Annotated in this window: 7 protein-coding genes; 3 read left to right on the plus strand and 4 right to left on the minus strand. The window is 63.8% G+C overall.

Annotated features, from left to right (window positions below; all coding sequences use genetic code 11):
- Positions 1 to 49 precede the first annotated feature (49 nt).
- On the plus strand, positions 50 to 1636 hold the full coding sequence (xseA, locus tag DY201_RS22995) for an exodeoxyribonuclease VII large subunit (RefSeq protein ID WP_115733230.1): 1587 nt from the start codon (positions 50 to 52) through the stop codon (positions 1634 to 1636).
- Positions 1637 to 1648: 12 nt separating this feature from the next.
- Here xseA and DY201_RS23000 read toward each other — a convergent pair whose 3' ends face one another.
- A complete protein-coding gene (locus DY201_RS23000; RefSeq protein WP_115733231.1) occupies positions 1649 to 3526 on the minus strand; it encodes an AsmA family protein in 1878 nt (625 codons plus the stop codon).
- A gap of 182 nt (positions 3527 to 3708) precedes the next feature.
- On the opposite strand from DY201_RS23000, the gene DY201_RS23005 reads away from it, so the two are divergent.
- Positions 3709 to 5667 carry an acetoacetate--CoA ligase gene (locus tag DY201_RS23005; protein ID WP_115733948.1) on the plus strand — a complete coding sequence of 653 codons (1959 nt, stop codon included), beginning with the start codon at positions 3709 to 3711 and terminating at the stop codon, positions 5665 to 5667.
- 252 nt (positions 5668 to 5919) lie between these two features.
- Here DY201_RS23005 and DY201_RS23010 read toward each other — a convergent pair whose 3' ends face one another.
- From DY201_RS23010 to DY201_RS23020, 3 genes are all read right to left on the minus strand, one after another.
- Positions 5920 to 7392 (minus strand): ABC transporter permease, encoded by a 1473-nt coding sequence (locus tag DY201_RS23010; protein ID WP_245432150.1) that lies wholly within the window; start codon positions 7390 to 7392, stop codon positions 5920 to 5922.
- A 384-nt stretch (positions 7393 to 7776) separates the two neighbouring features.
- On the minus strand, positions 7777 to 8823 hold the full coding sequence (locus tag DY201_RS23015; protein ID WP_115733233.1) for a Fe(3+) ABC transporter substrate-binding protein: 1047 nt from the start codon (positions 8821 to 8823) through the stop codon (positions 7777 to 7779).
- Positions 8824 to 9071: 248 nt separating this feature from the next.
- Entirely contained in the window at positions 9072 to 12884 is a 3813-nt protein-coding gene (locus tag DY201_RS23020) for a PAS domain S-box protein (protein ID WP_115733234.1), read from the minus strand.
- Between the two features lie 243 nt (positions 12885 to 13127).
- On the opposite strand from DY201_RS23020, the gene DY201_RS23025 reads away from it, so the two are divergent.
- Positions 13128 to 13586, plus strand: coding sequence for a phasin (locus tag DY201_RS23025; protein WP_115733235.1), 459 nt, complete (start codon positions 13128 to 13130; stop codon positions 13584 to 13586).
- The last annotated feature ends 294 nt before the right edge of the window (positions 13587 to 13880 follow it).

Consider the following 13880-nt stretch of genomic DNA (forward strand, 5'->3'; position numbering starts at 1 on the left):
CTGAGCCACAAAGCTTGACGAGCAGGGCCGTGCGGCCCTCAATCGCGCCATGAACGAACTTGCCACCGAATCACGCACCAACGCTGCCGAATACACCGTCAGCGAAATATCCGGCGCGTTGAAGCGCACCGTCGAGGATGTGTTCGGCAATGTGCGTGTACGCGGCGAAATCTCAGGCTATCGCGGGCCACATTCGTCGGGGCATGCCTATTTCTCGCTGAAGGACGACCGCGCCCGCATCGAAGCGGTAGTCTGGAAAGGCACAATGAGCCGGCTGAAATTCCGTCCCGAAGAGGGGATGGAGGTGATCGCCACAGGCAAGCTGACCACCTATCCCGGTTCGTCGAAGTACCAGATCGTCATTGACAGCCTCGAGCCTGCAGGCGCCGGCGCGCTGATGGCGCTGCTCGAGGAACGCAAAAGACGGCTGGCCGCCGAGGGCCTGTTCGACGACAGGCGCAAGCAGCTGTTGCCGTTCATGCCGCTGGTGATCGGCGTAGTGACATCGCCGACCGGAGCGGTCATCCGCGACATCATCCACCGCATCAAGGACCGCTTCCCGTTGCATGTGCTGGTCTGGCCGGTGCGGGTGCAGGGCGAGACGTCGGGCGCCGAAGTGGCCGCTGCGGTCAACGGCTTCAACGAGCTGCCCGAGCTCGGTGCCATCAGCCGCCCCGACCTTCTGATCGTGGCGCGCGGCGGCGGCAGCCTCGAAGACCTCTGGGGCTTCAACGACGAAGCGCTGATCCGTGCCGTTGCAGCATCGCACATCCCGGTCATCTCGGCTGTCGGCCACGAAACCGACTGGACGCTGATCGACCTCGCCGCCGACAGGCGTGCGCCGACACCGACGGGTGCCGCCGAGCTTGCCGTGCCGGTCAAAGCCGAACTCGAGGCCGTGCTCGCCAATCTTGGCGCGCGGCTACGTGGCGCCGTTTCGCGGATGATCGACCGACGGAGCCAGGCGGTTCGTGCAGCCGCACGTGCCCTGCCCACTCCGGACCAGTTGCTGGCGCTGCCGCGCCGCCGCTTCGACGAGGCAACCAGCCGGCTTGGCCGGGCGCTGACCGTTACCACCGAGCGCAAGCGCGCCCGGCTGTCCGCCGTGCGGCTATCGCCGGCGACATTGGCCCGGCGCATCGGCGAGACCCGCCGTCATCTCGACCGCGACATGCTTCGTGCCGACGCCGCCTTGCGGGCGATGGTACGCGAAAAGCGCATCCGCTTCGACCGCACCAAGGGACGGCTGTCGCCGGAGCCGCTGGTGCGGCGCCAGGAGGCCTTTGGCCAACAGCTCACGGCGCTCGAACGCCGGGCCACAATGGCGGTCGGACGCAGACTCGAACGGGCGCGGACCAGCCTGTCGCAGGCCGACCGGTTGATGGCGACGCTGTCACACAAAGCGGTGCTGGCACGCGGTTTCGCACTCATCCGCGACGCTGACGGCACGGTGCTCAAGCGTGCCGGCGAGGTGGCCACGGGTGCTGCATTGTCGATCGAATTCGCAGACGGCACCACCAATGCGATTGCCACCAGCGGCGATGCGACCGCCACCGGCGGTGAGGCCAAGCCGAAGCCGGTGGCGAGGCCTGCTGCCAAGGTCAGGGAACCTGGCAATCAGGGCAGCCTGTTCTAAAGTAACAAAGGGTCAGTCGCCGGTGGGCGAAGAGATGACCGGCGCCACCAATGGCGAAATGAACGGTGCGCTCCACGAGCCGCCGACGAAGAACGCGGTCGGCGGCACCGTCGGTGCAACAGGGGCTGTCGTCGTCGAGGTGGAGGCAGTGATTTCCTTGGCTTCGATCGCACCCGAGAGCGCGAGCCCGCGCCCGACATAAGGGACGATGCCGGTCAGCCAGATGCGGCTGGTGGGGGTGCGGGCCTCGGCCTTGTCTATCCTGGCAACGCCGTTGGAAATCGTCGCCTTCAGCTCGACGCCGTCGACCGGTAGCGTGCCGCCGGATACTTCGTCGAGAGAGAAGAAGCCCCGGCCGGCCGTGCGCTTGAGAAAGGCCGGCAGGTCTAGCCCGGCAATGGCGCCGACGCCGAAGGTGGCGGCGATCGAGCCGTTGGCATTCTCCAGCAGCGTGTTCCAGTTCAGGCCCGGGCCTTGGAGGATCACCGACACAGTGCCACGGCCGATCGGCACGATGTGGCTCATGCCTGCCGCCGTACCAAAGGCGCCGCCATCTATATCAGACGCCAACAGCCGCATCTCGGCCTGGGTGCCGCCCGGCTTACGGTCGAAGCGGATGCTGGCCTGAACGTTGCCGCCAAAGGCTTCGGCATCGGAAATGTCGAACGCTGCCAGACCGCCCTTGACCTGCGCCGTGGCCGCGACCTCGGCGAGTGCGATGGAACCGGCCGTGGCCTTTGTCGCCGACAGCCGGAGGTCGAGATTGATGCGGTCAGAAAAGCTGGTGTCGATCTCGGTCGTGGCCACATTGTTTGTTGGCGCCATCGGCGCGAATGACGAGGCAAACGTCATCAGGTCGAGCGTGTCGAAAGCCAGCGTGCCCGAAACAGACGGTACCGGCCCGTCGAACGACATGTCGAGGATGCCCATGCCGGGATTGCCGTCGAGCGTGACCTGTGCATTCTCGATCTTGAGGCGGGCAAGATCGCCGGTGATCTTGGAGGCAAGCGAGATCGAGCCGACCGGGCTGCCCGGCAGGATGCCCGGCTTCGACCATTCCAGCATGCGGCGGAAGGACGGCGACACGATCTTGGCCTGGCCATCGACATGCGCGTCGGGGCCCATGTCGATGGTGCCGTCGAACGAGGCTTCGACCGGCGCCGACTTCAACGAAGCGACGATCGGCGCCTCACCACCGGCAAACAGCATCAGCGGGCGCGGTGACGACAGTTCAAGCGCCACCTGCTCGCCATGCCAGACACCTGTCGCGGTCAGCTTGCCCGCCTTGTTCAGCGCCGGCAGGCTGGCCTTGCCGGTGAGATCGGTCAGGATCTCGTCCTCGCCCTCGTCGGAAACGGCCACGACTCGGCCGTCGATGAATTCGACAGCACCGAACTCATCAGCGGGCAGTGCGCTGAGATCGGGCTCCATCGGATTCGACGCGACAGTGGCGCGGGCACGCTCGATGGCGCGGCTGAGACGCCCGCCGCTCGAATGCGGCATCTCCACGCCGCCATCGGCAAGGCGCTTCAGGCGCAGTGTCGGCCGGATGAAATGCGCGTCGGAGAAATCGACATTGCCACTCAGCGCCGAAAGCGCCGAAAGCTCTATCTCGACGCGTTCGGCCTCGATGACCGGCGAGCCCTGCTCGTCATCCCAGTCGGTCAAGGTCACGTCGGTCAGGGTAGCGCGGAACACCGGCCAGATTTCGATGTCGGGCGTTCCCTCGATCGACACGCGGAAGCCGCTCCACGCGCTCATCTCGAAGGCGATGCGGTCCTTGACGATCTGTGTGGAAGCGATGAACGGCACTGCGGCAACCGTAGCGGCGATCAGGACGATGAGTCCTGCAATCGCCCAGATGCTGCGCCTGAACAGTGGTGATGGCATGTTGCCCTTGTGCCGCCCGTGCTGCGCCGTTGTGGCTAACGGGTGTAACCGAGTAACGCGGCATTTCAAGTCTTTGTGGCCATGCGATGACGTTTGCGCACAGCGCAATGGCGCTAATCGACATTTCCTTGATCTGCTGCAGTGCGACATGCATAACCATGCGCGTTCTGGGAGAGATGCCGATGACTGTCGAAAAGCCGCTTTGGACGCCCTCGTCAACGCAGGTGGCGCAAGCGCCCCTTACGGCGTTCATGGCTGCGGCAGGCGAGCGCGCCGGCCAGTCATTCACCAACTATGCCGAGCTGCATGCCTGGTCGATCAGCGAGCGCGAGGCGTTCTGGGATCTTGTCTGGGACTTCTGCGGTGTCATCGGGGACAAGGGCAGCCGTGTGCTCGTTGATGGCGACAGCATGCCGGGAGCACAGTTCTTCCCCGATGCCAGCCTGAACTTCGCGCAGAACCTGTTGCGCGGTTCGGGCAGCGGCGAGGCCATCGTCTTCCGCGGCGAGGACAAGGTCGAGCGCCGGCTCACCTGGGACGAACTGTCGGCGCTGGTGTCGAGGCTGCAGCAACTGTTCGTCTCGCTAGGCGTGACCAGGGGCGACCGCATCGCTGCGATGATGCCAAACATGCCGGAGACGGTGGCCGCAATGCTGGCAACGGCCTCGCTGGGCGCCGTATGGTCGTCATGCTCGCCCGATTTCGGTGAACAGGGCGTGCTCGACCGCTTCGGCCAGATCGAACCAAAACTGTTCATAGCACCCGACGGCTACTGGTATGGCGGCAAGCATATCGAGGTCGGGTCGAAGATAGCGGCCGTCGCCGACAAGCTCGGCAGCGTGGCCAAGGTGCTGGTCGCCGATTATCTCGGCACCGCTGGGGATGTCGCCGCGACCATCGGCAAGGCTGAGGCGCTCGACGACGCGCTGGCGCCTTTCGCCGCCAAGGCGGCGACGTTCGAGCCCCTGCCCTTTTCGCATCCGCTCTACATCCTGTTTTCGTCGGGCACGACCGGCATTCCCAAGTGCATCGTGCATTCCGCCGGCGGCACGCTGATCCAGCATCTCAAGGAGCAGCGCCTGCATGCCGGGCTCGAGCCGGGCGATCGCTTCTTCTACTTCACCACCTGCGGCTGGATGATGTGGAACTGGCTGGTCTCCGGGCTGGCCTCGGAGACGACGCTGTTGCTCTATGACGGCTCGCCATTCCATCCCGACGGCAACGTGCTGTTCGACTTCGCCGATGCCGAGAAGATGACCTATTTCGGCACGTCGGCGAAGTTCATCGATTCCGTGCGCAAGGCCGGTCTCAGGCCCATCGACAGCCATGACCTCGGCAGCGTGCGGACCATCTCGTCGACCGGCTCGCCGCTGTCGCCGGAGGGCTTTGACTTCGTCTATGACGGCATCAAGAAGGACATCCACCTCGCCTCGATCTCGGGCGGCACCGACATCGTCTCGTGCTTCGTGCTCGGCGTGCCGACCGAACCCGTCTGGACCGGTGAGATCCAGGGCGCCGGCCTCGGCCTCGCCGTCGATGTCTGGAACGATGACGGCAAGCCGGTACGCCAGGAGAAGGGCGAACTGGTCTGCGCCAAGGCGTTCCCGGCAATGCCGATCGGCTTCTGGAACGATGCCGACGGCAAGAAGTATCACGCCGCCTATTTCGAGCGCTTCGACAATGTCTGGTGCCATGGCGACTTCGCCGAATGGACAGCCCATGGCGGCATGATCATTCATGGCCGCTCGGATGCGACGCTGAACCCGGGCGGGGTGCGCATCGGCACCGCCGAGATCTACAACCAGGTCGAGCAGATGCCGGAGATCGCGGAAGCGATCTGCATCGGCCAGGACTGGGATGGCGACGTGCGCGTCGTGCTCTTCGTGCGCCTCGCGCCTGGCGTCATTCTCGACGATAGCCTGGAAAAGCGCATCCGGACAAAAATCCGCGCAGGCGCAAGCCCGCGCCACGTACCGGCGAAGATCGTCGCCGTCACAGACATCCCGCGCACCAAGTCGGGCAAGATCACAGAGCTTGCCGTGCGCGATATCGTCCATGGTCGCGCCGTCAAGAACAAGGAAGCGCTGGCCAATCCCGAAGCGCTCGATCTCTACAGCGACATCGCGCAGCTCAGGAGCTGAGACGCGGCATGCTTAACGAAACGTAACCGCCAAATTTACCTAGACTTCAGGAGTGGTACACTTTCGTAAATTTTTCATCACTGGAGTAAGGTGCTGTTAAGGTTCGACCCTGATAGTCGTTATCAACTTGAGGGAGAAATCCCTTTCCTCATCTCTGAGGATAGCCAGTTCAGCTCAAGTCCCCGTTGAAACAGCATCTACCTTAAGGGCGCCCGAGTGGCGCCTTTTTCTTTAGCCTGGTCTAAAAAGAACTTAGAGTGACGCCTCTGCGTCGCGCACCAGTGCACCCGAAAGCAGCACCACCGGCACCATGGCGGTGATGATGATGACGATTGCGGACACTGCGCCCTCTTCCGGCACACCGCGCGAGGCGTTTTCATAGACATGCGTCGCAAGCGTGCTGAAGCCGAAGGGCCTGAGCAGGATGGTTGCCGACAATTCCTTGACGGTATCGACGAAGACGAGGACAGCAGCCGTCAGGATCGCCGGCTTGAGCAATGGCAACAGCACGCTGGTGGCACTCTGCGCCGGCGTCTTGCCGAGACTGCGCGCGGCTTCGTCGAGGCTGCCGGGCAGCTTTTCCATGCCGGAGCGTACCGCACCCTCCGCAAGGGCGACGAAGCGGATGGTGCAGGCGATGATCACCGCAGCGGCCGAACCGGTGAGCAGCAGCCCGGTCGAGAAGCCGAGCCAGGCGCGCGCGAAGGCATCGAGCGAATTGTCGAAGCGCGCCAAAACGAACAGCAGGCCCAGACCAAGGATGCCGCCGGGAAGCGCATAGCCGACCGAGGCAAGCCGCACAGTGGCAGCCATGGCGCGACCTTTCGACAGGCGCTGGGCATTGAGCAGGAACAGCGCAATGACGACGGTGAAGGTGGCGGTCAGCGACGCCGTCATCAGGCTGTTGAGGAATGCGCTGGCCACATCGGGCGAGACGAACTGCTCGAGCCGGCGTGATGCATATTGGCCGAAGATGGTGATCGGCACGCCGAAGCCGCTGAATATCGGCAGCGACACGGCGGCAGGCAGGGCAAAGCGCCTCCATCCCTTGAGCGCGGTGCGCGGCGGGTGGACCTTGAGATGTGTGCCGCGCCCGGAATGAAAGCGCTGGCGTCGGCGCGCCCATTGCTCGGCGACGAGCAGAAGCAGGACAAGCACCAGCATCAGGATAGCGATCTGCGCGCCGCCTTCGAGGCTGCCGCGGTTGAGCCATGTGGTGTAGACGGCGACCGTCAGCGTGCGGACGCCGAAATACTCGGCGGCGCCGATGTCGTTGATCGTCTCCATCAGCACCAGGGCAACACCGGCAACGATGGCCGGCCGCGCCACGGGCAGAAGCACGCGCCAGAACACGCGCGCCGGCGACGCGCCGAGCGTACGCGCGACGTCGGCGATGTTGCGGCCCTGCATCAGGAAGACGATGCGGGTGGTGAGATAGACGTAGGGATAGAGCACCGAGGCGAGCACGAAGGCCGTGCCCCAGGTCGAGCGGATGTCGGGAAACCAGTAATCGCGGATCGTCTGGAAACCGAAAATTGCGCGAACCAGGCTCTGCACCGGCCCCTGGTAATGGAAGAACTCGCCAAAGGCATAAGCCGCGAGATAAGGCGGCACGGCAAGCGGCAGCACCAGCGCCCAGGACAGGATGCGGCGGAAGGGGAAATCATACGCGACAACCGCCCAGGCGCAGGCGACGCCGGCAATCGATGTGAGCGCCGCGACCATGGCCAGCAGCGCCAGCGTCGTGCGCGTGGCGCCAGGCAGTACGTTGGTAATCAGATGTGGCCAGTCCTCGCCGGTGCCGGAGAGTGCCACAAAGGCCAGCGACAGCACCGGCAGGATGACGACGATGCCGACGGCGAGCGCGAGCGTGCCGATCAGCGGATGGCGCAGGCGCCTGACGGGCAAGGCGCGGGCGTTCGCGGCTGACGCCACGTCTGCAATCCCCGAACCTGCTCCGCCTGTCGTCGGCAAGGGCACTTTCCCGTCCTTTGTGCCTACGCATCATGCTGTCCGAAGATCGATGCCGATTCTCGGGCCGATGCGCCAATGCAGAAAAGCCGGACCGATCGCCCGGCCCGGCTCTTCCTCAGTTCATGTACCCGACTATCAGCTGCTCGGGCCGTCGTCGAGACCGACGCGGTCGACCATCTCTGACGCTGCCTTGCGGCCCTTGGCGATGTCGACCAGCGGCAGCGTGTCCGCCTTCAGCTCGCCGAACGCCTTGACCGTCTCGGACGGCTCCAGGCCCGGCTCGACCGGATATTCGTAGTTCTTCTCGGCGTAGACCTGCTGCGCCTTGTGGCTGGCCAGGAAGCGGATCAGCTTGACGGCGTTGTCACGGTTCGGCGCGTTCTTGGCGAGTGCTGCACCCGAAATATTGACGTGGGTCAGGCCGTTCTCGAAGGTTGGGAACAGCACGTTGATGGCGTTGCCCCATTCCTTTTCCTTCGGGTCCTTCTCGTTGTTGCGCATCAGACCGACATAGTAGGTGTTGCCGATGGCGATGTCGCACTCACCGGCTGCAATGGCGCCGGCCTGCGGACGGTCGCCGCCGTCAGGCTTCTTGGCGAGGTTGGCCTTGAGGCCCTTCATCCACTCTTCGGTCTTTTCCGGACCCCAGTGAGCTATGGCAGCCGAGAACAGCGCGAGGTTGTAGTCGTGCTGGCCCGAGCGCATGCAGATCTTGCCCTTCCACTTGGGATCGGCGAGCTCGGCATAGGTGATCGCCGTGTCCTTGACGCGCTCTTTCGAGGCATAGATCACGCGGGCGCGCTTGGTGACGCCAAACCAGTTACCTTCCGGATCGCGATACTCGACCGGCAACAGCTTGTTGATTTCCTCGTCGACCAGCGGCTGGGTAACGCCCTTTTCCTTGGCCGAGGTTAGGCGGGCGATGTCGACGGTCATGATGACGTCGGCGGGCGAATTGGCGCCCTCGGCCAGAACGCGCTCCTCAAGACCCTTGTCGAGGAACAGCACTTCAGTCTTGATGCCGGTCTCGGCCGTGAAGGCTTCGAGAACGGGCTTGATCAGATCGGGCTGGCGATAGGTGTAGATGTTCACGACGCCATCGGCGAGCGCCGAGGTGGTGAAGAGTGCGGCAATGGCAAGCGCACCGCCTGCAATGGCCGACCTGGCGTTTCCAATCTTCATTTCTCTCTCCTGGCCAAAGGGGGCAAATTCCCTCAGGGAACACGTGGCAGCCTCGAATTCGAGACTGTCTCCCCTATGGTCATCGTGACTCTTGCGGTCAAGTTTAAAGGTCAGCCATATCAATAGTTTAGAAAGCTTCTAAACTGGAGCATTTTGCACCGGATTCAATGGCTTGTTCGACAATTTCTAACAGTCGCATGGCTTGTTCACGAAAATGTGCGAAAATGCCGCACCTCGCTAACAACCAACTACTCGGCAAGGACGCGCGTCGAAGGGAAAGTCACCTCGAAAAGCGTACCCTCACCGGGTGTCGATGCGATGGCAAAGCGGGCACGATTGGCTTCGACCATGGCCTTGGTCAGCGGCAGTCCGAGACCGGTTCCGTCGCCACGCGAGCGCTTCAGCGAATTGATCTGCTTGAACGGCTTCAGCGCCTGCTCGATCTCGGCCTGGCTCATGCCGATGCCGGTATCGCGCACTCGCATGACGATATCGCCCGAACTCTCGTAAGAGGTTGAGACGATGACCTGACCACCGGCCTGGGTGTAGCGCACGGCATTGGACAGGACGTTGAGCGCGATCTGGCGGATCGAGCGCCGGTCGGCGACGATCTCCGGCAAGCGCGAGGCAAAGCTCGAGCGAATGATGACGCGCTCGCGATTGGCCTGCGGCTGCATCATCGCGACAGTCTCGGCCAGCGTGTCGTTGAGCGACACCGCCTCGTAGTCCATCTCCTGCTGGCCGGCCTCTATCTTGGAAATGTCGAGCAGGTCGTTGACGAGCGACAGCACGTGGTTGCCGGAGCGGTTGATGTCGCGCAGGTAGTCGCGGTAGCGGTCGTTGGCGACCGGGCCGAACTTTTCGTCGACCATCAGTTCGGAAAAACCAATGATGGCGTTGAGCGGTGTGCGGATCTCGTGGCTGATGCGGGCGAGGAAATCGGTCTTCTGCGACGACGACCGCTCGGCCACGGCGCGCGCCTGGGTCAGCTCTTCCTCGGCACGCTTCCACTGGGTGATGTCGCGGACCACGGCACAGAAGCCGCTGTCGTTGGGCAAGCGGCCGATGGTCATGAACAGTGGAATGAAGCGGCCCTGCGATTCACGGCCGATGACCTCACGGCCATCATTGAGCACGCTGGCGACGCCATGTTCGGAAAGCCCGACGAGATAGTCGCGCGCGGCGCGCTGGCTCTCGATGGCGAACAGCGAATAGAACGGCTTGCCGGTGACCTCGTCGCTGTCGAAACCGAACAGGGCCTCGGCCGGACGGCTGATCGAACGGATAGCGCCGTCGCGGTCGATCAGCACGACGCCATCTGTGGCGGTGTCGATGATCGTGCGCATTTCGGCGAGGCGCTCTTCGAGTTCGGCCACCTGCTCGACGGCACCTTCGACATCATCGTCAGCGCTGATGCGTCGGACGACCAGCATCAGCGCCTTGCCGTCCTGCCAAGGCACCGAGCGCAGCACCGCCTCGATGGGGAACTCCTCGCCGTCGCGGGTCTTCAATCTGAGATCGTGGTCGGAACCGGGCTCGTCACCATAGCTCTCGGCGAACAGGGCATCGAGGCCGCCTGCCCGCGCCAGATCGTCGACCGAGCCGTAGCCGGTCAGGTCGAGGAACTCGGCATTGGCGTAATGCAGCACGTCGCCGGCATGGATCAGCACCGGCACCGGCAGCTGTTCCAGGATAGGCGCATCGACATGCGTATCGCGTCCGGCGGCGAAGGACGGAATGACGTCTTCGGCACGTAGTGGCGGCTTTTCCGGCTGCTCGCGTTCGATCTCGATCTGCTCGACGACGGGCTCGACAGGCCGCACTGACGAAAGCGACACGATTTCCGCGCTCTCGAAGGGAGTCGGTAGGGCCACGTCCCTCGTCGCCGGTTCCTCGGCAACTTTCGCCCCGAGCGGCTCCGGCTCTCCGGCTGTACGCGCGGACTCGGGGGCCTCTGCTGCTGTCGGCTCATGCTCGGCCGTTTCCGCAGCCGCCGCTTCCGCATAGGCGGCGATCTCGGCCGAGGCGGCCTCACCGTTATTTTCCGAAATGGGCTTCTCCGCTGCCGAGGCCTCGACTGTCTCGCCGGCTGCGGCCTGCTGCCTTGCCGCGACGATCTCGTGTGCCCGCTTGAGCTTTTCGCCGATCTCGCGGAAGGCGCTGCGCTCGGTGCTGGAAAGGCCCTTGCCGTTGGCAGGCTCCTCGTTCGCTGTCAGCCGATGCTCGGCCAGGCGGATCACCTTGTCGGAATAGCGCCGATCATGCCTGCGATCGATCTCCAGGGCCGGCACTTCGCCCGCAAAGGGGTCGTCTATGTTGCTTGGTTCTGCAGCACGGCTGGGCTCGACAGGACGAGGTTCTGCAAGCTCGATCTCAGCGTCTCCAGCTTCTGGCGCCGTCACGGCTGGTTCACCACCTGGGAGCCCTGAAGCGGTCGGTTCGACCGCAACGGGTTCTGCAGTTGTTGGTTCGACGGCAACCGGTGCTGCAGCGGACCGGTCCTCGCCCACGCCAGCCTGCTGCCCGACATGTTCCGGATGCTTGCCGTTGGGAACCAGCGCCAGCCCGATGCGCTCGTGGTCGACGACGGCCTCGCCGGGTCGTGCTACGCCAAAGCCGCGAAAACCTTCGAAGCTGCGGTCGCGGCCATAGACCGGCAATGCGGCAAGGTCGACCGGGATACGCCTGTCGGTGCCGGCAACCGGCCAGAGCACCGAGCGGCCGGACCACGTGTCACGGCGTTGCAAAAGACCTGCGATCTCACCTGACGGGTCGAGCTCGAAGGTGGTCGAGACATCCTGAAAACGGCGGCCGACGACGTCCGCCGCATGGTCGCCGACAACGGCCGCGAATTCAGGCGAAATGGCGCTGAAACGGCCTTCTGCGTCGGTGCGCCAGACAAAGCGGACAGGTGCAGTCGAACGGTCCGGTGCCGGCCTTGATGGCGCTGGCTGCGACGGCGCGGGCTTTGCGGCCACAGGTGCTTCAGTTGCCACAGCAGCCTTTTCCGAAGCCTGCAGAACGTCAGCCGATTTGGCAACCGACTCTGGCGAGGATGTCGTCTGTGCGACCTGCTCTGGCGGCGTAACCGGCTGGACAACCGCCTCCGCCTCGGAGACCGGCGCGTCAACATCAACCATGGTAGGCTTTTCGGCTACCGCTTCAAACTCAGCATCGACAGGCCCCACAACAGCCCTGTCGGCCATCGCCGCCCGAACGGTGGCGCCGGCCCGGCTTTCGCGCTCCTCGGGGCTGAAATACCAATGGTCGTGCTCGGCATGGTCCTGAGATGGCGCCGTTGCTGATGCAGTCGTCTGGCTGCCTTTCGGCTCACCCTTCAATGCATCGGTGCTGGCGATGGCGACGTCCAGTCCCTCGCCAGCCGCCGCATCTTCCATTGCTTCAAGGCGTTCGTCGACAACAACCAGCAGGTGGCGTGCCGGCTCGTCGGTAAGCCGCGCCAGGCCGGCGGGCAGATAACCGCCGGTCGCGGGGATCGCCCGCTTGATGATGCGGTCGCGCTCGCGGCCAACTGCCGATACCAGCCCGGCCAGTGTCGAAGGCGCGATGCCGAGCCTGGCAAAGCCTTCGGTTGCGGCCTCGACCTCGCCATGGGCGTCGAGAAAGGCCAGGAAATGCCCTTGCTCGGTGAATCCGCTGATGGCGTTGGCAGCGATGTCCCTAGCCCCACGGGCGCCGGCGGGCACGGCGAGCATGATCGCGGGCGCGCCGTCCGGCAACCGGACCGAACTGGCGACAAAGGCAACGGCGTTGCTCGTCAGCCCCGATGCCACGCGCACCATGATGGAGCGGTCGCGACCGATTTCGGGAAAGCCCGACGTCGCAGCGATCTGGCGGCGGGCAATCGGCCCGAGGCGCGCCGGCGCGCCGATCACCGCGTCGATGTCGTCATAGCCGAGCACGACAGCGCCGGGACCATTGGCCCAGAGCACGTCCTCGAGATCGACCGACAGCACGACGATAGCGTCCCCGGCAGCGAAACGCTGCCTGACACGATCAACGACTGCGACGTCGATAAAGGAATAAGCTGCTGACGGCATTCACATGTCCCGCAAGGCGCGCATTCTCACAATTAACGCTTTGTTAATAAAAGCCGTCATCGCCAAGGTCTAGCAAACAGCTGTCATAGAGCGAGATTATTCTCGTCACGTGGTTAACCCGCGCCAGCCTGAAAATGGTGCACTGCAACATAGATATTGCAATGCACAATCGAATGCCCTATATGAGACATGCGAATAAACGAGACGGGTGACACCACCCCGTCCAGTCCACAGGGTGAGACAATGTCCAAGACCAAGACCGCAGAATTCGCAGACAACATTGAAATGCCGAGCTTCGACGTTTCCAAGGCCACCGACCAGTTCCGCGTCATCGCCGAAAAGGGCGTCGAGCAGTCCAAGGAAGCCTACACCAAGCTCAAGACCGGTGCCGAAGAAGCCCAGAAGACCATCGAGACCAGCTACGAGACCGCCCGCAGCGTGACCAACGAGCTGTCGCTCAAGGCGATCGCCGCGCTCCGCACCAATGCCGAGGCCGGTTTCTCGCACCTCGAAGCTCTCGCCGGCGCCAAGACGCTCTCCGAGATCGTCGAGCTGCAGACCTCCTACCTGCGCAGCCGCGTCGAGCAGACCGTAGAGCAGGCCAAGGAATTCCAGGCCGTTGCCTCGAAGGCCGCCGAAGACGTTTCGAAGCCGGTCAAGACCGCCTTCGAAAAGGCGCTGAAAGACCTCAAGGCTGCTTAGTGCATGACCCCGAAAATCGACTTCGATTTTCGGAAAGGATCATGCACCAATTCAAAAGTGTTACAGCGTCCTTTGCGCGTCGAAGAGTACGCGCGGCGCTGTAACAGCGCCTGAACAAGATACCCGGCGGGCGGTTCCTCCTCCCTCTGCCTGCCGGGCGAAGCGGCCAGCACCTCCTCCCGCTGGTCACATAAAGGAAAAGGCCGGCACCTCCTCCCGCCGGCCTTTTTCTTTTTTCGACGGCCACGGATGGCCTGAATTCAAGGACTTCCCACAGCCAGCGCAAATCGCCGC

The organism is Aminobacter aminovorans (assembly GCF_900445235.1).
GTDB classification, from domain to species: domain Bacteria; phylum Pseudomonadota; class Alphaproteobacteria; order Rhizobiales; family Rhizobiaceae; genus Aminobacter; species Aminobacter aminovorans.